Below are 18,779 nucleotides of genomic sequence, written 5' to 3'. Positions count from 1 at the left end.
GACTACACACATGCAGAACTGTGCATGTATGGTCGTCGGCATGGGAGCGGGGCACGGGCACGGTCAGGTGCACACCGGAGGAGAGACGCCGACGCGCGGGCGCCTGCGACGCATGGGCATCGCCTGGGTCGTCCTGGTCGCGTTCTTCGCCCTCGAACTGTCCGTCGGCCTGGCCATCGGGTCCCTCGGCCTGATCGCCGACGCGGGCCACATGCTCACCGACATCGTCGGCATGACGCTGGGTCTGGCCGCGCTGACCCTCGCCCAGCGGGGCTCGTCGTCCGCCGCCCGCACGTTCGGATGGCATCGCGCCGAGGTGCTCACCGCCGTCGTCAACGCCGTGCTGCTGCTCGGGGTGGCCGTGTTCGTCTTCGTCGAGGCGATCCGGCGCATCGGGGATCAGCCCGATCTACCCGGCGGCATCATGATGGCGACGGCTGCCGCCGGACTCGCCGCGAACGTCGTCGTCATGCTCCTCATCCGCGCCGACGCGAAGGACTCTCTCGCGGTCCGGGGCGCGTACCTCGAGGTCCTCGCCGACACCGTCGGCAGTGTCGGGGTGCTGATCGCAGGCGCCCTCACGCTGATCGGCTGGTCGTGGGCGGACATCGTCGTCGGTGTCGCCATCTCGCTCTGGGTGGTCCCGCGCGCGGTCCGCCTCGCCGGGGCGTCGCTGCGCATCCTCACCCAGGCCAGCCCGTCGTCCGTCGACGTCGTCACCCTCGAGGCCGACCTGCGTGCCCTGCCCGGTGTGGAGGACGTCCACGATCTGCACGTCTGGACTCTCACCACGGGCATGGACGTCGCCACGGTCCACCTGACCTCGAACGGGTCGAGTTCCGTGCTCCTCGCCCGGAGCAAGGACCTGCTCTCCACCTACGGCCTGGACCACGCCACCGTGCAGATCGAGCCGGCGGCGCACGGTGCGGTGTGCCGTGACGAGATGACCTGGTAGTTCTGCCGCGCGACGTTCTGTGCCACGATGACCGCGCAGGACCGAGCCCCGGCCCTGCGCCGTGCTGGTGCGGGAAACCCGGTGGAACTCCGGGACGGTCGCGCCACCGTGAGCGAACGGGCCCTTCTCCGCGGGCGCCGGTCGTGAGTCGGATCGCCGTCCCGGCACGTGTCCCGTCGACCTCGGACGCGTCATCCGAGAAGGGTTGTCCGTCTCCATGCATATCGCCGAAGGCTTTCTGCCGCCGGTGCACGCCGCGGTCTGGACCTGCGCCGCTGCACCGTTCGTCGTCCACGGCGCCCGCGCCGTCGTCCATCAAGTGCGGGAGAACCCCCGCAGCCGGCTCCTCCTCGGCGCCGCCGGGGCGTTCACGTTCGTCCTGTCCGCGATCAAGATGCCGTCGGTCACCGGCAGCTCGTCCCACCCCACCGGCACCGGGCTGGGCGCGGTGCTGTTCCGACCTCCGGTCATGGCCTTCCTCGGCACGGTGGTGCTGCTCTTCCAGGCGTTGTTGCTGGCGCACGGGGGTCTGACGACGCTCGGCGCCAACGCGTTCTCCATGGCGGTGGTCGGCCCCTGGGTGGGCTACGGCGCGTTCGTCCTGGTCGGGCGGCTCGGTGGCGGCATCTCGCTGGCCGTGTTCTGTGCGATGACCCTCGCCGACCTGGCCACCTACTGCACGACGAGCGTGCAGATCGCCCTGGCGTTCCCCGATCCGCAGAGCGGCATCGCCGGTGCGGTGGTGAAGTTCCTGTCGATCTTCGCGATCACCCAGATTCCGCTCGCGATCGCGGAGGGTTTGCTGGGCGTCCTGGTGTTCCGCGTCCTGCGGTCGGTGGCGACGCCGGAACTGCGGGACCTCGGCGTGTTCCGGTTCTTCGCTCGGAAGGAGGCCGTCGATGTCCGGTGAGATCCAGCCCGGTGAATCCGGCCGTGGGCGCGATGCTCGCCGCAGCCGGTGGGTGAACCTGGCTCTGGTCGCGGCCATCGTGGCGATCGTCGGGATCGCGCTGGCGATCGACTCGGGCCGCAGCGTGGACGGCGAACGTTTCGTCGGGACCGACACCGCGGCCACGGAACGGATAGAGGCCGACCATCCGGACTACGAGCCGTGGTTCGAGTCGGTGTTCGCGCCCACGTCGGGCGAGGTCGAGTCGGGTCTGTTCGCGCTGCAGGCGGCCCTCGGCGGCATCGTGCTCGGGTACGTGATCGCCACCCTGAAGGCCCGTCGCGCGGTGGAGCGGGTGCAGGCGCCGCCGGACGGTTCCTGACGTGCAGGGTCTCGCCGTCGACGACGCCGCCTGGGCCAGTGCGTGGCGCGGACGCGCGGTGGTCGACAAGGCGGTGCTCGCGCTCGGGTTGGTCCTGTGTGCGGCGGTGCTGCCCGCCTGGCCGGGTTCGGTGCTGGTGACCGTGGTCGCGCTGACCGCCGCCACGGCACTGGCCCGCACTCCGTGGCCGCTGTTGCTGCGCACTCTCGCGGCGCCGGCCGCCTTCGTCGTGATCGGGGGCGTCTCGGTGGCGATCACGGTGCGCGGCGCGCCGGATTGGGGCGTCGGCGTCACCGACGAGAGCGTGCGTCGGGCGCTCGAGGTGACCGCGCACGCCGTCGCGGGCACGTCGGCGATGATCCTGCTCGCAGTGACCACCCCGATGGTGGATCTCCTGGCCGGCCTGCGGCGCGCCCGCGTCCCGCAGGCGTGCGTCGACGTCGCGGGGTTGGTCTACCGGCTGCTGTTCGTGCTTCTGACCTCGCTGCGGTCGGTCCGCCGATCCCAGGTCGCCCGGCTGGGGTACTCCACCCCGCGCCGCTCGATGCAGTCCGCCGCGCTGCTCACCGCCGCAGTACTGACCTCGGCGTGGGACCGGGCGTCCCGGCTCGAGGACGGCCTCGCGGGCCGAGAGTTCGGGGTGGCCGATCCCGTGGATGCCGTTCCGCCGCCGCGCAGCTCGCCGCGGTTCCTGACCGCGGCGGTCGCGGTGATGGTGGTCGTCGTCGTGGTGTCCCTGGGGGTCTCGTGAGTCATCGCTCTCTCGCGGCGCGGGCGATCACGGTCGGCTACGACGGTCGTGATGTCCTGCGCGGCGCGAGCCTCGACGTCCCCGCCGGGCGGCGGACGGCGATCCTCGGCGCCAACGGGTCCGGCAAGACCACGCTGCTGCGGTGCCTCGCCGGGGCCGTGAAGCCGGCGTCGGGTGCGGTGGAACTGGACGGAGAGGCGTTGCGGCACACCAGGTCCGGGCTGCGCGCGCACCGGCAGGAAGTCCAGTTGGTACTGCAGGACCCGGACGATCAGCTGTTCTCCGCGGACGTCTACCGCGACGTCGCATACGGGCCGGCCAATCTGGGCCTGCCCGCCGCGGAGGTGCGCGAGCGCGTCGAGTCGGCCCTGACGCTGCTGGGTATCGACGGGTTGAGTCGCCGCCCGGTGCACCAGCTCTCCTACGGCGAGCGCAAGCGCGTCGCGACGGCCGGGGCCGTGGCCATGCGTCCGTGCGTGTTGCTGCTGGACGAACCGACGGCGGGGCTCGATCCGCGCGCCGAGGTCGAGATGTTCGACGCCGTCGCCCGGCTCGAGAGCGCGCACACCACCGTCGTCCTCTCGACGCACGACGTGGCACTCGCCCTGGACTGGGCGCACTCGGTAGCCGTGGTGGTGGACGGCACGGTGGTGCAGGGCGATCCGGTGACGGTCCTGTCCGACGCCGAACTGCTCGCCCGGGCCCGGTTGCACGTGCCGTGGCCGCTGGCGTTGGCGGCCGAGCTGGCGGCGGACGGGGTGCTGCCCCCGGACGTCCGGCCGCGCAACGCCGCCGAGCTGCGGCGCGCCCTCACCGCCGATCGTGTGCAGTAGTCCGCGCCCAGCGCGGATTTCTGCACAGAATCGTCAGCGCACCAACAACCACTGCTCGTGGTGGCGGTAGATCGTCGAGCGCACGGCGTCGCGCGTCGACGCCACGCCGTCCTTGGTCAGCCGGGCGGCCGGGGTGCCCAGTTGCATCGCGCGCCCGCTCACCCACTTCGCCCGGAACAACCCGCGTCGACCCTGCACGCGGGCGCGCAGTCCCGGCATCTCCAGGGTGGGAGTGACCTCGACGCCGGGGACCGACCCGGAGAACAGGCGGGTGTCGTCGACGTACGCCTCGCCCGTGAGCACACCCGACGGCCCGGTCAGCGTGGCGCGCCCGACGACGGCGGTCCCGAGGTCGTCGCGAATCAACGGCACCGGCGTCGCGGTACCGGACAGGGCGACCTTGGCGGCGCGGGAGCCGGTGCCGATGCGGTACAGGTGACTCGCCTCCGACGCCGTCTCCGGAACGTACGCGAGTTCGACGTCGAGACGGTCCTTGCGCATGAGGCGTGTGAGCACGGCGGCCAGCGCGGCGTCGGTGCCGAGCACGACGATGCGGGCGTCGGCGATCCCGTCGATCTCCGACAGCGCGGCGTCGCAGTCCGATCGCGTGGGGACGACGGAGGCCGTGATCAGGGCCAGCGACGACAGTGCGATGGGGACCAGGGTCTGGCCGCACTGCAGGACGAACGGAGTCACGCGGTGGTTTCCTTGTCGGTCGGGCAGGTGCGTCCACCATAGATGCGCACCCGGTGCGTCGACGGACCGGAAACAGGGCACGGTGGTCTCGATTGCGTGTCGCTTCGACCCGAGCACCGCGACAGAAGACCGTGAGGTAGGGAAAACCGGAACGGCTACACTGTGTCACCGGCCACGGTCGGTGGAGCCTGCTTCTTCGCGGCACGCTTCTCGCTCGACGGCCGCAGTCCGGGACATCCGGCTGCACACCCGAGTCGTAGGAGCACACATGCCGGCAATCGTCCTCATCGGCGCCCAGTGGGGCGACGAGGGCAAGGGCAAGGCCACGGACCTCTTCGGTGAGCGTCTGCAGTGGGTGGTCCGGTACCAGGGCGGCAACAACGCCGGCCACACCGTGGTGCTCCCCAGCGGCGACAAGTTCGCGCTGCACCTGATCCCGTCGGGCATCCTCTCGCCCGGGGTGAACAACGTGATCGGCAACGGTGTGGTGGTCGATCCGGGTGTGTTGCTCACCGAGCTCGACGGGCTCGAGAAGAGGGACGTGGACACCTCTCGCCTGCTGCTCAGCGCCGATGCGCACCTGATCATGCCGTACCACGTGGCCATCGACAAGGTCACCGAACGCTTCCTCGGCGCCCGCAAGATCGGCACCACCGGCCGCGGCATCGGCCCGTGCTACCAGGACAAGATCGCCCGCGTCGGAGTGCGTGCGGCCGACGTGCTCGACGAGAAGATCCTCACCCAGAAGGTCGAGGCCGCACTGGAATTCAAGAACCAGGTGCTGGCCAAGATCTACAACCGCCGGGCGCTCGACCCCGCACAGGTGGTCGACGAGGTGCTCGGCCAGGCGGCGGGGTTCCAGCACCGCATCGCCGACACGCGGCTCGCGCTGAACCAGGCGCTCGAGCGCGGCGAGACCGTGCTGCTCGAGGGTTCGCAGGGCACGCTGCTCGACGTCGACCACGGCACGTATCCGTTCGTCACGTCCTCGAACCCCACCGCCGGCGGCGCCGCGGTGGGCTCGGGTGTGGGCCCCGGTCGCATCGAGACGGTGCTCGGCATTCTCAAGGCGTACACGACGCGCGTCGGGTCCGGGCCGTTCCCCACCGAACTGTTCGACGACTCCGGCGAGTACCTGGCCAAGCAGGGCGGTGAGGTCGGGGTGACCACCGGTCGTGCCCGCCGGACGGGCTGGTTCGACGCGGTCATCGCCCGGTACGCGACGCGGGTCAACGGCATCACCGACTACTTCCTCACCAAGCTCGACGTGCTGTCGTCGCTGGACACCATCCCCATCTGCGTCGCGTACGACGTGGACGGCGAACGTCACGACGACATGCCCATGACGCAGACCGGCTTCCACCACGCGACGCCGATCTACGAGGAGATGCCGGGCTGGTGGGAGGACATCTCGGGCGCCCGCACCTTCGAGGACCTGCCGGTCAACGCGCAGAAGTACGTGCTGCGGCTCGAGGAGTTGTCCGGGGCGCACATGTCCTACATCGGGGTCGGCCCCGGCCGCGATCAGACGATCGTGCGGCGAGACATTCTGGGCTGAGCCCCCCCGCTGCGCTGCGCACCGAAACGCGACACGGTCCGACTTGTCGCGTTCCGGCTGTGAAATCTCACGGCAGCGCGCATACTGTGGCCCAGAGTCCCGAAGAGACCACCCTGTCGGGTTCGGCCTGGTCGGGACCGGGGTCACTGGAGGCCACCGTGAGCGTTGAAGGCGCCGTCAACTCGTCCGAGACCTATGCGGGTCTCGAGGTCTTCGAGTGCCAGTTCGAGCGGTTCGCCCTGGAACACCCCTGGATCGGTCGGCGGACGGGTGACCTCATGCTGGCCCCGCGCGGCGGCGGCCTGCTCGAGTTTCAACACGCCACGGTGTTCGCGCTGCCCGACGGCGGCGCCCACGAGGTGCACGGGGAGATCCTGGCCTGGTATCTGGCCCACGGCGGACCCAGTGGCACGCTCGGTTACCCCCTCAGCAACGAGAAGCGCACCCCCACCGGTCACGGTCGCTACAACTCGTTCGAGGGCGGAACCGTGGGCTGGCTCCCCGGTGTGGGCGCCTTCCTGATGGGCTGAGCGGCCGCGTCCCACTACGGTGGGGTCGGTGGCCCGTGTGTTGGGAGCGTCGACGCTCGCTCGTGACCTGGGTCAGTGGCGCCCGACGTCGCGCAATCGTCCCGTCTACCGTGCCCTCGCCGACGGTATCCGCCTCCTGGTGAACGACGGCCGCATCCCGCTGGGTGTGGCCCTGCCCAGTGAGCGGGACCTGGCCGGTGTGCTCGCGTTGTCGCGGACGACGGTCACCAACACCTACGCCGCGTTGCGCGAGGAGGGCTACCTGCAGTCCCGCCAGGGGTCGCGCAGCACGGTGGCGCTGCCGCCGCGGCCGGAGGGGTGGGCGTCGGTTCCGCCGAGCGCCGGAGCTGCATCGTTCGGCCCGACCTCCACGCTCACCGGCACGACCCGTGCGGCCGCGATCGACATGACCCACGCTGCCGTCACGGCCCCGCCCGAGGCGGTGACCGCGGCGTATCAGGCTGCGCTGCAGGCACTTCCGGCGTACTACTCGGGCCACGGGATCGACCCCGTGGGTCTGACGGTGCTCCGCCGCGCCATCGCGCGCCGCTACGAGGAGCGCGGGGTGCCCACCGAGGTCGACCAGATCATGGTGACCTCGGGTGCGCAGCAGGCCTGGCGCCTGCTGCTCGAGGTCCTGGGGTCACCGGGAGATCGGGTGGTCGTGGACCATCCGACGTATCCCAATGCGCTGGAAGCGATTCGGCGCACCGCGGCCCGTGCGGTGCCGGTTCCGCTCCTGCCGGCGGACGCGTCTCCCGGCCGGTGGGATCTGGGGTCGATGCACGACGCGATCCGGCAGACCGGCGCGTCGCTCGTCTACGTGCTCCCGGACTTTCACAACCCGACGGGTGCGGTGATGAGCCGCGAGGACCGCGGCGAGCTGGTGAGCATGACGCGCCGCACGGGCGCGACGTTGGTGGTCGACGAGTCCATGGCCGACCTGTGGCTCGACGCGCCACCGCCGCCGCCGGTGGCCGCGGCGACCCACGGCCACGGTGTCGTGACGGTGGGTTCGGCGTCCAAGTCGTACTGGGGCGGATTGCGCGTCGGGTGGATCAGGGCGTCGCCGACGCTCGTCTCCCGACTCGCGACGTCCCGTGCGGCAGAGGACATCGGCACGCCCATCATGGATCAACTGGCGTGCGGGGAACTGATCGCGCGTCACGACGACGTCCTGACGCCGCGCCGCGACGTCCTGCGGCGTCGTCGTGGTGCGTTGCTCGACGCGGTGGGCGAGGAATTGCCGGACTGGCGGGTCGATTCGCCCCCGGGCGGTCTGTCGATGTGGCTGCGGATGCCGGCACCGGTGTCGACGGCGCTCGCGGCGGTGGCTCCTGCGCACGGCGTGGTGGTGGCGGCGGGACCGCGGTTCGGGGTGGAAGGGGCGTTCGAGCACTACGTGCGACTGCCGTTCACCCAGAGCAGCGACCGCATTACGGAGGCGGTACGTCGACTGGCGTCGGCCTATCGGACGCTCGATCCGGCGGCGGGATCGCCGCGCATGGTGCTGTGACCGCGCCGTTCCTGTAGCGGCGTGCGGGTCAGGCGGAACGGTGCCGAATGTCCTCGATGGCCGTGATGTCCCAATGTCGATCCGAGCCCAGTTCTTCCTGGTCCGCGCGCCGCACGGAGCGCCCGACCACGGCGGCGACGGCCGCGCCCAGCACCACCCAGGCACCGAGGACTATCAGAAGGACCATCACAGGATCGTTTCTAGCACCGCTTGCTGAATAAATGCTGACAATGCGCGCGTTCGTTTCGAATTCGGCGCCTCGATTCACCTTTTGTCTCGAAAGGAGAACGGCGTGGACGCATTTCCATACCACACGGTCGCCATCCTGCCGGTGTTTGCCCGGTAGCGACGACGGGTACGTCGAACGTATGAGCGAGAACACGCAGAACGACACCACGCCGGTCGAGCAGAACGCGGAGAAGGACCCGTCGGACTGGGTTACCGGAGACGAGCCCATTACCGGGGCGCAGCGCAGCTACCTCGAGACGCTCGCGCAGGAGGCCGGAGAGACGGTGCCGGACGGGCTGACCAAAGCGGAGGCGTCGCAGAAGATCGACGAGCTCCAGAACGAGACCGGACGCGGACAGTCCTGACCACCCCGCCCGCGCGGGCGGTCGCGATCAGCCGCCCCGCCGGCGGTCCTGATCAGCCGGCTCCGGCGGTGCGATCAGCCACCTGCGCCGGCGGTGCGCCGGTCGTACTCCGCGCGGGCGGTCATCACCTCGTCGATGCGGTGCTCGACCACGCCGATGAGGGCGACCAGAGGTGCGGCGGTGGCTCGCCCCAGATCGGTCAGGGTGTACTCCACGGCCGGGGGGATCTGCGTCAGCACGGTGCGGGCGACCAACCCGTCGCGCTCGAGGCGCTGCAGCGTCTGCGCCAGCATGCGTTCACTGACTCCGTCCACCCGGCGGCGCAGTTCACCGAAGCGGTGTGGGCCGTCGTGCAGCGCGGCCAGGGCGAGCACGCCCCACCGGCTGGTGATGTCCTGCATCGTCTCGCGCGAGGGACATCGACGCGAGAACACGTCGACGGCGTACTGGGGGTCGGTCACCGCGCCAGTCTACGCCCGCCGCTGACGTCTTCACGTGTACTGACGTTTGCGCTTGCACCACACGAAAAGTAAGTGCATAGTGGTCGCCGGCAGGGCGCTCGGCCCTGCCGCCACGAACAGGGAGCGATCATGACGGTCATTGCGGTCACCGGAGCAACGGGACAGTTCGGCGCGGCGGCGGTGCGCACGCTGCTCGCACGCGGTGTCGCGGCGGACAGCGTTGTCGCCGTCGTCCGGAACGCGGACAGGGCAGCGGACCTCGCCGCGCAGGGTGTCACCGTGCGGGTGGCCGACTACACCGATCCCGGCGCGCTGCGCACGGCACTGGACGGAGTGAACCGTCTCCTGCTGGTCTCCGGATCCGAGGTCGGACAGCGAGAAGCTCAGCACCGCAACGTCATCGCGGCCGCCGAGGCCGCCGGCGTGTCGCTGATCGCCTACACCAGCCTGCTGAAGGCGGACACCAGCACCATCGGACTGGCGCCCGAGCACGTCGCCACCGAGCGCATGCTCGCGGACTCGCCCGTCGCGGCGGTCGTCCTGCGCAACACCTGGTACTGGGAGAACTACGCGTCCTCGATCGAGTCCGCCGCACAGAGCGGGGTGCTGCTGGGCAGCGGCGATGACGGCCGTATCGCGGGGGCGGCGCGCGCCGACCTGGCCGAGGCCGCGGCCTTGGTGATCAGCGCACCGGACGGCTCGGCGGACGTGAAGGACGGCACCATGCTCGAACTCGCCGGACCGGCCGTGACCTACTCCGAGCTGGCCGATGCCATCGCTCGGGTGTCGGGCGCCGAGGTCGCGTACCGCAACGTCACCTCGTCCGAGCACGCCGAGGTGCTCACCGGCGCCGGACTGCCGGCGCCGGTGGTGGACCTGCTCTTGAACGCCGACGCCGGTATCGCCCGCGGCGACCTGTTCTCGGACTCGGACGATCTCGCGCGGGTGCTGGGCCGCGCGCCCCTGACCGCGGCGGAAGCCCTGCAGGCCGCCGTCGGCTGACCGCCGCCGGGCCCCGTCGGTCGAACGCCGCCCGATCCGCCGGTCAGGCGCCGCCCGACCCCGCCGGCGTCCGTGCGGCGTACTCGCCGAACCACCGCAGAGCGTCGGGGTCGTCGATCGATTCGGGGTCCGCGACGACGGCGGGGTCCGCGCCCAGCAGCACCTTCTTGACGGGGATCTCGAGCTTCTTGCCGGTGCGGGTGTGCGGGACGGCCGGGATGGCGACGATGTCGTCGGGAACGTGGCGGGGCGAGGCCTCGGTCCGCAGCGCCGTCGCGATGGTCTCGCGCAGCGTGTCGTCGACTTCGCGGCCCGGTGCGGGGACGACGAACAGCGGCATCCAGTACGAGCCGTCGGCGCGCTCGACTCCCACCACGAGGGCTTCCTCGACGTCGGGCAGATGCTCGACCACGGAGTAGATGTCGGCGCTGCCCATGCGAATACCGTTGCGGTTCAGCGTCGCATCGGACCGGCCGTGGATGATCACGCCGCCACGCTCGGTGACGGTGATGGAATCGCCGTGCCGCCACACCCCGGGGAAGGTGGAGAAATAGGCGTCGGCGTAGCGGTCCCCGGTCTCGTCGTTCCAGAACCCCACGGGCATCGACGGCATCGGCGCCGTGATCACCATCTCGCCGGATTCGCCGATCACGCTCTCGCCGTGGTCGTTCCACGCCTCCAGAGCAACGCCGAGGGCGACGGCGGGAATCTCGCCCGGTCGGACCGGCACGTCGGTGGGCGCGCAGACGAACGCGCTCACCACGTCGGTGCCGCCGGAGATGGACGCGACGTGGACGTGGTCGCCGACGTGCTGTTCCACCCAGGTGTGGGCCGACGCGGGCATCACCGATCCGGTCACGCCCAGCATGCGGACGAGGCGGAGATCGTGGTCGCGTCCCGGTTCGAGTCCGGCGGTCTCGCATTGCGCGAGGTAGGCGGGACTCGTGCCCAGCACGGTCACCCGGTGCCGGGCCGCGAGCTCCCACAGCGTGCCCGTCGCGGGCGAGGCGGGACTGCCGTCGTAACAGACCACGGTGGCTCCGCACAGCAGCCCGGCGAGGAGGTAGTTCCACATCATCCAGCTCGGCGAGGTGTACCAGAAGAACACGTCCTCGGGTCCGATGTCCGATTGCAGCGCAGCGGATTTGACGTGTTCGAGCACCACCCCGCCGTGTCCGTGGACGATGCCCTTCGGCTTGCCGGTGGTGCCGGAGGAGAACAGGATCCAGAGTGGGTGGTCGAACGGCACCGGCTCGGGAACCACGGTGGAGACGTCGTCGCCGTCGCGCATCAGGTCGGTCCAGGACGTGGCCCCGGGCACGGCCGTGCCGAGACGGGAGAACGCGATGACGTGGCGCAGGCTCGGGACGGCGTCGCGCAGTTCCGCCGCGGCGTCGCGGCGGTCGCGGTCCTTGCCGGCGAAGCGGTACCCGTCGGCGGTGACGAGGACCACCGGTTCGGTCTGACCGAGACGGTCCGCGGCGGCGGCCGGGGAGTAGTCCTGCCCGCACGAGGTCCACACGGCGCCGAGGGACGCGGTGGCGAGGAACGCGATCGCGGCCTCGGCGGTGTTGGGGACGTAGCCGGCGACGCGGTCACCGCGTCCGACGCCGAGCGAGCGCAGAGCGTCGGCGATCACCGACACCTCGTGGACCAGCTCGCGCCAGGTCACGGTGCGGGTGTCGGGGCCACCCGGTTCGGCGTCGTCGACGATCGCGACGGCGTCCGGCCGCGCGTCGGCGTGGCGCAGGACCGTCTCGACGTAGTTGAGGGTGGTGCCGCGGTAGAACTGCCGGCCGGAGAAGACTCGGGGATCGTCGGACGGAGTGATCACGGCGTCCTCGAGGTCGCCGCCCAGTCGAATGTCGAAGAACGACCGCACCGACTCCCAGAACGCTGCCGGGTCGGCGACGGACCACGCCTGCAGGCCGGCGTAGTCGGTGACGGCCCGGTCGGCTGTGGACGCCGGGTGCTCGGCCAGGAAGGTTTCGAGAACGCTCGTTCGTGACATGCTCCACATCATCTCCGGTCGCTTCGGCCCCATCACCACCGTGACCTTTTCGTGATCTGTCGTGACCTTTTCGTGACATCCAGGGCGGTCGGGACGAGACTCCGGTCGATCAGGATTGCATGCAAAGCGGTCCAGAGACGGGCCGGACGCGTCACGCCCGGCAGCGCCGCCGCCGGGTGCAAGAAGAGAGACTCGACATGACCCAGGACTCTCCCGCTTCTCTCGCCACCCTGCTCGCCGACCCGGTGGACACCCCGTTCGACCTGCACGTTTCCGACGCAATCGTCCACGTGTCCGGCGACATCGATCTTGTCACCGCACCGCGGCTGGAAAACACCGTCCGCGGTGCGGTGGCAGCCTCGACCACCGTTCGTCTCGATCTCTCCGGGGTCGAGTTCTTCTCCAGCGCCGGCGTCACCGCCCTGGAGAACGTGCTGCGTGACCTGCCCGGTGGTATCGAGGCCGTTATCGCGCCGTCACTTCGCGTGATGCGGACGCTGACCATCCTCGGCCTGGACCGCAGCGTTCCGGTCGTCACCGACGCGGCGGAATTGGCACCGCGCTGACGCCGTGCGCCCCGCGCCTGCGCTGACGGACGAAACCACGACGCCCCCGCCGAACGGCGGGGGCGTCGCTGTGTGCGTGGCCGGGTCGGCGACCGCGGCTGCTACGGGGTGAGCACGACCTTGACCGCGCCGTCCTGTTTCTTCTGGAAGACCTCGTACATGCGCGGCGCGTCGTCGAGCGGGACGGTGTGGGTGGCGAAGTCGTCCACGCCCAACGGATCGTCGTCGGTCAGCAGCGGCAGGATGTCGTCGACCCACCGCTTGACGTTGGCCTGGCCCATGTGGAGCCGGAGCTGCTTGTCGAACATGGTCAGCATCGGCATCGGGTCCGCGGCGCCGCCGTACACGCCCGACAGGGAGATGGTCCCGCCGCGCCGGGCGATGTCGATCGCCGAGTACAGCGCGTCGAGCCGGTCCACTCCGGCGCGTTGCATCATCGGCTTGCTCAGCGCGTCGGGAAGCAGCCCGGCGAGCTGTTGCGTCACCTTCGCCACCGGCGATCCGTGGGCTTCCATGCCGACGGCGTCCACCACCGAATCGGTGCCGCGACCGTCCGTCAGGTCGCGGATCGCGTCGCCGACCCGGCCCTTGGCGTCGCGCAGATCGACGGTCTCGATGCCCCGCGCGGTCGCCCGGGCGAGGCGTTCCGGCACGAGGTCGACAGCGATCACGCGGTACCCCAGGTGGGTTCCGATGCGCGCGGCCATGTCACCGATCGGACCGAGACCCAGCACGGCCAGCGTGCCGCCGTCGGGCACGTCGGCGTACTGCACGGCCTGCCACGCCGTCGGCAGCACATCGGAGAGGTAGACGAAGCGCTGGTCGGCCGGTCCTTCCGGGACCTTGATGTGGGTGAAGTTCGCGTGCGGAACGCGGAGGTACTGCGCCTGGCCGCCGGGCACCGAGCCGTAGAGCTCGGAGTAGCCGAACAGCGCTGCGCCCATACCGGTGTCGCGGACCTGCGTGGTCTCGCACTGGGTGTAGAGGAGCTTGTCGCACATGTGACAGCTGCCGCAGGAGATCTGGAACGGGATCACGACGCGGTCGCCGGGCGACAGCTCGGTGACCTCGCTGCCGACCTCCCGCACGATGCCCATGGGCTCGTGCCCGAGGATGTCGCCGGGATTCATGAACGGGCCCAGCACCTCGTAGAGGTGCAGGTCGGATCCGCAGATGTTGGTGGACGTGACCTCGATGATCGCGTCGGTGGGGTGTTCGATGCGGGGATCGGGCACGGTGTCGACGCGGACGTCGCGCTTGCCGTGCCAGGTGACTGCCTTCATGGGATCGGCTCCTCGGGTTCGTGGTCCGGTGCGGTGGTGGTCCGCTGCGATGCGGATGCGGTCAGAGAATCGGCGACCCACCGGTCACGCCGATGACCTGGCCGGTGACGTAGGTGCTGTCGTCGGATGCGAGATAGACGTAGGCGGGGGCGAGCTCGGCGGGGTGTCCGGCGCGGCCCAACGGGGCCTGGTCGCCGAATCCCTCGACGCTGTCCGGCGGCATCGTGGCGGGAATCAGCGGGGTCCAGATGGGGCCGGGCGCCACCACGTTGACGCGAATGCCGCGGGACGCGACGTCCTGCGCCAGGCCCTTGGAGAAGTTGATGATGCCCGCCTTGGTGGTGGCGTAGTCGAGCAGTTCGGGGGAGGGACTGACCCCCTGCACCGACGAGGTGTTGACGATCGTCGACCCCGGCTCCATGACGGCGACGGCCTTCTTGGACAGCCAGAACAGCGCGTACAGGTTGGTCTTCAGCACGCGGTCGAATTGCTCGGTGGTGATGTCGGCGATGCCGCCGCTCTGCGCCATCTGATACGCCGCGTTGTTCACCAGGATGTCGATGCCGCCGAGGTCGCGGACGGTGGTGTCGATCAGCTCGGCGCAGAAGTCTTCCGACCGGATGTCGCCCGGCGCACGGACGGCCTTGCGGCCGGCCTCCTCCACCAGACGGGCCGTCTCCTGCGCGTCCTCCTCCTCGTCCGCGAGGTAGCTCAGCACCACGTCGGCGCCCTCGCGGGCGAACGCGAGAGCGACGGCGCGGCCGATGCCGGAGTCGGCCCCGGTGATCAGGGCGCGTCGGCCGGTCAGTCGACCGGACCCGCGGTACGACGACTCGCCGTGGTCCGGCGTGGTGACCAGGTCACGGGTGAGGCCGGGATGCGGAATCGGTTGTTGCGCAGCGCGGTCCGGTGCCGGGTAGGCGTGGACGGGGTCGCGGAGGGGGCGAGAGGATGCGGTGGCGTCGTCGGTCATGCCGGGCCGAGTACCCGCGGATCGGCCCGGGAACCGCGATCGCCCGGGTCAGCGCCTTCGCGCGAGTACCGCCGCGAGTCCCGACGCGTCGTGCCGGACCCGACCGTCCTCGATGGACACGAACCCGCCCGCCCAGGACGGGTCCGAATCGGCGGCGGCCTGCGGATCCGTGGTGCCTTCGGCGTCGGTGCCGTCGTGCGCGGTCACCGTCAGCGCGCGACGGATGGCGTCGTCGACGCCGATCGGGTCCCCCACGGCGTCGGCGAAGTCACTGGTCACGGCGTTGCCGCGCCGCGCGACCATGTCGTGGTGGAGGCTGTCCACCAGGGAGATCACCGTTCCGCGCGGCATACCGGTGATGGCGGCGACGGCGCGCCCGACCACCGGGGTGGGCACGAACGGCACGCGGAACTGCGGCCGGGCGAGATCGGCCACCGCGGCATACCGCTGCAGCAGTTCGGGATACGTCATCACCTCGGTGCCGCCGATGTCGAAGGAGCCGGGCATCGGCCGCTCGCCGAGCGCGGCTGCGATGACCTGGAGCACGTCGGCCGTGGCGATGGGCTGGACCTTGTTCACCATCCACGACGGCACCGGGGTCGCGGGGAGCCGCTCCACCATGCGTCGTACCAGCTCGAACGACGTCGAACCCGAGCCGAGCACGATGGCCGCACGCAGCACGGTCGACGTGACCGAGGACTCGGTGAAGACCTCCTCCACCTGCAGGCGCGAGCGGATGTGATCGGAGAGTTCCGTGTGATCGTCGGGCACGTGGCCGGAGAGGTAGACGATCCGGTCGACGCCGTGCTTCTCGGCGGCGCGGGCCACGGCCTCGGCGGCCTCGCGGTCCTTCCGGACGAAATCGCCGTCGTCCATCGAGTGCACGAGGTAGACGACGGCGTCGGCGGTGCGCAGGGCCGCGTCGATCGAGTCGGTGTCGGTGATGTCGAAGTGGACCGGTGTGACGCGGTCACCCCAGCTGAAGGAGTCGGCCTTGCCGTCGTCGCGCATCGCGGCGAGTACGTCGTGGCCGTCGGCGAGGAGGATCGGAACGAGCCGGGACCCGATGTACCCGGTGGAGCCGGTGACGAGAATGCGCACGCAGATGCCTTTCGAGAGGAACCTGCGGAATACCCGCTCGTCACCGGCTCAAGCGGTGGTCAGGAGAATTCGGCGTGAAGCTCGGGCAGGAACCGCGCCAGGTGGTTCATCTCCGAGCCGCAGTGGAAGAGCAGATCCCGGCCCAGCTCGAGGGAGAGGTCCAGGTCGCTCGGATCGACGGCCGGCCCGCGGGCGACGGCGCACGCGGCCTGCACCACGTCGGGCACCTTCAGGCCGCGGATGTTGAGAAAGAACCGGCTGCGCATCTCTGCGCCGCCGGGTATCGGACGCACCTGGTGCGCCAGCCAGCCCAGGTCGACCGGAGCGATACTGCTTCCCACGCGGCCGAACACGATCGTCTGATCGGCGGGAACGGTGAACCCGTGCGCCACCGGATCGCGAAAGTTGATGGCCAGCTGCTGCAGCTTCGGTCCCACGTACTCGTCGACGAACGTGGTGTTGCCGATGTACTTCTGCTTGTCCGGGATCGGCCGGCCAGTGCGGTCCTCGGCGAGCGCCGCGAACTGGTGGGCGTCGGGGTGCCACAGCTTGTAGCGGGCCGCCTCGGTGGAGTGCCAGCCGAACCACCAGTCCCACATGGCCGCGGTGACGCGCGGCATCTCGGTGCGGACGGCGACGAACACCACGCCGTCGGGCGAGCGGCCGTAGCCGGTCTCGATGGGGGACAGGCCGGTCGGGCCGAGGTCGCGCGTCAGGCTCTCGAACCGGGGTACGGCCGTCGGCGTGAGCGCCGGTCCGGCGTAGGCCTGCTGGACGACGGTCTGCGGCGGCGCCGTCCGCGGCTCGAAGTACTTGGCGTAGGGCTTCGCGAAGTCGGCGTCCCGGTATCCGGGATAGCGCGGGGCGCACGTAGGAGGCAGCAGCGGTGCGGCGGCGGCACGGCCGCCGGGGACGGTGGTGGACGCGACGCCGAGGCCCGCCGCGGCGGCCAGACCCAGTGCGGCGCGGCGGCCGATGACGCAGTTTCTCAACATCTGTCAAGAAGACGGCGTAGGGTTTCGCCCTGTCAAACCCCCGCGGTGAATTTGGGTCGATTCACCTGGTCGGCCGGTTCGCCGGTCGGTAATGGGGGTTTGCCGACGGCCCCGGTCCGTGTCGTTCTTCGGGACCGGGGGCGGGCGGTCGCAGTCGGGGGAGCGGCGGTGACGGCCGGTGGGTCGTCCCCGTCGCTGCGGGTCACACTCGGGTTGCAGATGCGACGTGCGCGCCCGCATCACCGTGCAGGACCGTAGAGTCACGGCCGTGATCACGCGGGGCCGAGACGAGGGTGCGACGGCCGTGTCCAAACCGGACCGTCGCGCGCTGATCGCCCGGGCCGCCGTCGCCGTTCTGGCCGAGCGCGGGCCACGCGGATTCACCCATCGCGCCGTCGATCAGGCCACCGGCCTCGGCGCCGGTGCTGTGAACTATCACGCTCCGGACCGCGCCACGCTGCTGTCCCTCGCCCTCGAGGAAGTGTTCCGTCGCGACATGGCGGTGGCCGCGGCGCACTTCGCCCTCGACCGCTGGGACCTCGACGCCGTGGTCGACGCGATCGTCGGATTCGTCACCGACATGTGCAGCGACGACCACCGCGCGCGCGTGATCGCCCGGCATCATCTCCTGGGCGAAGGGCTGGTGCGGCCGGAGATCAAGGCGGTCTTCGACCGCCAACTCGCCGCCTTCGTCGCACTGATCGTCGACAAGATGACCGAGGCGGGCTACCCGGCCACCACCGCGTCGGCGGAACTGTTCGCCATGTCGGTGGACGGGCTGCTGACCCGACAGGTGGTGGTGGGGCTCGAACCCCTACCGCCGGAGGAGATTCCGCGCATCGCCACCCTCATCGCCAGGAGGTGGTAGGCCCGCCGGGGCGGGCGACCCGCCCCGGCGCGCCTCGACCTCACTGCCCCGAGGTGACCTCGGTGCGGCCGCCGGTCTCCACCTGCTGCGGCCCGTCGGAACTGCGTCCGATCTCGATGCGACGCGGCTTGGCCTTCTCCGCGACGGGGATGGTCACGGTGAGCACGCCGTTGTCGTACGTCGCCGCGATGCCCTCGGTGTCGATGCCCTCGCCCAGGCTCAGCTGACGCATGTACTTGCCCGAGAACCGCTCCGAGGTGATCCACTGCACGCCCTGATCGCTCGGTGCGGTGCGCTCCGCCCGCAGCGTCAGGATGCCGTTGTCGACGTCGACGTCCACCGAACCCGGGTCGACGCCCGGCAGATCGGCCTTGAGGACGTAGTGGTCTCCCGACTTGTAGAGATCGATCGGCATGAACCGGGGCACGCGCGGCGATCCTGCGGACGCACCGAGCAGCTGCTTGGCCACCGAGTCGATGTCGGAGAAGGGATCGAAGCGAAGCACAGCACTCACCTCCATCACATCAGCGGCCTCCACCCCGCGTGGAGGCTCCTACCAGCTGTGCAGCACCGAGATTAGCACTCTCGGGTGGAGAGTGCCAGATCCGTGTCGGCGCATTTTCCGGCGTCGTCGGTTTCGAGCCCCCGGGGTCGGGGCATGCGTGTGACGCCCAGGGGGGATCCCGTGGGTGACCCACGGTGTCGCCGTGGGTGACCCACCCGGGCCCACGGGTGGACATGCCCATCAACGGACTCGAGCAAAGGGTGCGGACCGGGAGCGGGCGGTGGAGCGAGCCGCCGAGCGGACGGTCGCCG

At 70.5% G+C, this 18,779-nt stretch carries 21 protein-coding genes; 12 read left to right on the top strand and 9 right to left on the bottom strand.

The genetic code is table 11. The features are described from left to right. The first annotated feature begins 40 nt into the window (after positions 1 to 40). The 5 genes from BMZ18_RS11660 (at position 41) to BMZ18_RS11640 (ending at position 3,810) form a co-directional block, all read left to right on the top strand. The gene (locus BMZ18_RS11660) at positions 41 to 955 is read left to right on the top strand and encodes a cation diffusion facilitator family transporter (RefSeq protein WP_068363418.1); all 915 of its coding nucleotides are present in this window, start codon (positions 41 to 43) and stop codon (positions 953 to 955) included. 217 nt (positions 956 to 1,172) lie between these two features. After that, entirely contained in the window at positions 1,173 to 1,865 is a 693-nt protein-coding gene (locus BMZ18_RS11655; RefSeq protein WP_068106398.1) for an energy-coupling factor ABC transporter permease, read from the top strand. After that, positions 1,855 to 2,226, top strand: coding sequence for an energy-coupling factor ABC transporter substrate-binding protein (locus BMZ18_RS11650; RefSeq protein ID WP_082895035.1), 372 nt, complete (start codon positions 1,855 to 1,857; stop codon positions 2,224 to 2,226). Before BMZ18_RS11655 ends, BMZ18_RS11650 begins: the two co-directional genes overlap by 11 nt. Before the next feature lies 1 nt (position 2,227). Then, positions 2,228 to 2,977 (top strand): cobalt ECF transporter T component CbiQ, encoded by a 750-nt coding sequence (gene cbiQ / locus BMZ18_RS11645; RefSeq protein ID WP_068363367.1) that lies wholly within the window; start codon positions 2,228 to 2,230, stop codon positions 2,975 to 2,977. After that, positions 2,974 to 3,810, top strand: a complete 837-nt coding sequence (locus BMZ18_RS11640) for an energy-coupling factor ABC transporter ATP-binding protein (RefSeq protein WP_068363369.1) — start codon at positions 2,974 to 2,976, stop codon at positions 3,808 to 3,810. Before cbiQ ends, BMZ18_RS11640 begins: the two co-directional genes overlap by 4 nt. 33 nt (positions 3,811 to 3,843) lie before the next feature. Here BMZ18_RS11640 and BMZ18_RS11635 read toward each other — a convergent pair whose 3' ends face one another. Beyond that, the gene (locus BMZ18_RS11635) at positions 3,844 to 4,506 is read right to left on the bottom strand and encodes a hypothetical protein (protein ID WP_068363374.1); all 663 of its coding nucleotides are present in this window, start codon (positions 4,504 to 4,506) and stop codon (positions 3,844 to 3,846) included. Between the two features lie 268 nt (positions 4,507 to 4,774). Between BMZ18_RS11635 and BMZ18_RS11630 the strand changes: the two genes are divergently transcribed. The 3 genes from BMZ18_RS11630 to yczR all read left to right on the top strand — a co-directional run bounded on the left by BMZ18_RS11630 (position 4,775) and on the right by yczR (position 8,110). Then, the gene (locus tag BMZ18_RS11630) at positions 4,775 to 6,064 is read left to right on the top strand and encodes an adenylosuccinate synthase (protein WP_068363378.1); all 1,290 of its coding nucleotides are present in this window, start codon (positions 4,775 to 4,777) and stop codon (positions 6,062 to 6,064) included. Positions 6,065 to 6,222: 158 nt separating this feature from the next. Continuing rightward, the gene (locus BMZ18_RS11625) at positions 6,223 to 6,594 is read left to right on the top strand and encodes an LGFP repeat-containing protein (protein WP_068106393.1); all 372 of its coding nucleotides are present in this window, start codon (positions 6,223 to 6,225) and stop codon (positions 6,592 to 6,594) included. Between the two features lie 28 nt (positions 6,595 to 6,622). Next, a complete protein-coding gene (yczR, locus tag BMZ18_RS11620) occupies positions 6,623 to 8,110 on the top strand; it encodes a MocR-like transcription factor YczR (RefSeq protein ID WP_068363383.1) in 1,488 nt (495 codons plus the stop codon). Positions 8,111 to 8,138: 28 nt separating this feature from the next. On the opposite strand, the gene BMZ18_RS19720 is transcribed toward yczR, so the two are convergent. Continuing rightward, a complete protein-coding gene (locus tag BMZ18_RS19720; RefSeq protein WP_156511620.1) occupies positions 8,139 to 8,297 on the bottom strand; it encodes a hypothetical protein in 159 nt (52 codons plus the stop codon). Positions 8,298 to 8,478: 181 nt separating this feature from the next. Between BMZ18_RS19720 and BMZ18_RS11615 the strand changes: the two genes are divergently transcribed. Next, positions 8,479 to 8,703 carry a DUF3072 domain-containing protein gene (locus BMZ18_RS11615; RefSeq protein ID WP_068103512.1) on the top strand — a complete coding sequence of 75 codons (225 nt, stop codon included), beginning with the start codon at positions 8,479 to 8,481 and terminating at the stop codon, positions 8,701 to 8,703. Positions 8,704 to 8,777: 74 nt separating this feature from the next. Here the strand turns inward: BMZ18_RS11615 and BMZ18_RS11610 are convergent, their stop codons facing one another. Further along, a complete protein-coding gene (locus BMZ18_RS11610) occupies positions 8,778 to 9,104 on the bottom strand; it encodes a winged helix-turn-helix transcriptional regulator (RefSeq protein ID WP_082895038.1) in 327 nt (108 codons plus the stop codon). Positions 9,105 to 9,293: 189 nt separating this feature from the next. On the opposite strand from BMZ18_RS11610, the gene BMZ18_RS11605 reads away from it, so the two are divergent. After that, the gene (locus BMZ18_RS11605; protein ID WP_068363389.1) at positions 9,294 to 10,166 is read left to right on the top strand and encodes an NmrA family NAD(P)-binding protein; all 873 of its coding nucleotides are present in this window, start codon (positions 9,294 to 9,296) and stop codon (positions 10,164 to 10,166) included. 43 nt (positions 10,167 to 10,209) lie between these two features. Here BMZ18_RS11605 and BMZ18_RS11600 read toward each other — a convergent pair whose 3' ends face one another. After that, entirely contained in the window at positions 10,210 to 12,210 is a 2,001-nt protein-coding gene (locus BMZ18_RS11600; protein ID WP_074922200.1) for an acetoacetate--CoA ligase, read from the bottom strand. A gap of 164 nt (positions 12,211 to 12,374) precedes the next feature. Here BMZ18_RS11600 and BMZ18_RS11595 point away from each other — a divergent pair, with 164 nt between their 5' ends. Continuing rightward, positions 12,375 to 12,743, top strand: a complete 369-nt coding sequence (locus BMZ18_RS11595; protein ID WP_169817722.1) for an STAS domain-containing protein — start codon at positions 12,375 to 12,377, stop codon at positions 12,741 to 12,743. A 101-nt stretch (positions 12,744 to 12,844) separates the two neighbouring features. Here BMZ18_RS11595 and BMZ18_RS11590 read toward each other — a convergent pair whose 3' ends face one another. From BMZ18_RS11590 to BMZ18_RS11575, 4 genes are all read right to left on the bottom strand, one after another. After that, positions 12,845 to 14,026, bottom strand: a complete 1,182-nt coding sequence (locus tag BMZ18_RS11590; RefSeq protein WP_068363395.1) for a zinc-dependent alcohol dehydrogenase — start codon at positions 14,024 to 14,026, stop codon at positions 12,845 to 12,847. 61 nt (positions 14,027 to 14,087) lie between these two features. After that, a complete protein-coding gene (locus BMZ18_RS11585) occupies positions 14,088 to 14,999 on the bottom strand; it encodes an SDR family oxidoreductase (RefSeq protein WP_068363399.1) in 912 nt (303 codons plus the stop codon). A gap of 48 nt (positions 15,000 to 15,047) precedes the next feature. Further along, entirely contained in the window at positions 15,048 to 16,100 is a 1,053-nt protein-coding gene (locus BMZ18_RS11580) for an NAD(P)H-binding protein (RefSeq protein ID WP_068363401.1), read from the bottom strand. A gap of 59 nt (positions 16,101 to 16,159) precedes the next feature. Continuing rightward, on the bottom strand, positions 16,160 to 17,095 hold the full coding sequence (locus tag BMZ18_RS11575) for a DAPG hydrolase family protein (RefSeq protein WP_169817723.1): 936 nt from the start codon (positions 17,093 to 17,095) through the stop codon (positions 16,160 to 16,162). 268 nt (positions 17,096 to 17,363) lie between these two features. Here BMZ18_RS11575 and BMZ18_RS11570 point away from each other — a divergent pair, with 268 nt between their 5' ends. Further along, positions 17,364 to 17,963 (top strand): TetR/AcrR family transcriptional regulator, encoded by a 600-nt coding sequence (locus BMZ18_RS11570; protein ID WP_162269855.1) that lies wholly within the window; start codon positions 17,364 to 17,366, stop codon positions 17,961 to 17,963. Positions 17,964 to 18,003: 40 nt separating this feature from the next. Here BMZ18_RS11570 and BMZ18_RS11565 read toward each other — a convergent pair whose 3' ends face one another. Next, positions 18,004 to 18,468 (bottom strand): Hsp20/alpha crystallin family protein, encoded by a 465-nt coding sequence (locus BMZ18_RS11565; protein ID WP_068106388.1) that lies wholly within the window; start codon positions 18,466 to 18,468, stop codon positions 18,004 to 18,006. Positions 18,469 to 18,779: the final 311 nt, after the last annotated feature.

The organism is Rhodococcoides kroppenstedtii, from assembly GCF_900111805.1.
GTDB classification, from domain to species: Bacteria; Actinomycetota; Actinomycetes; order Mycobacteriales; family Mycobacteriaceae; genus Rhodococcoides; species Rhodococcoides kroppenstedtii.
This window is presented reverse-complemented; position numbering and strand designations above follow the sequence as displayed.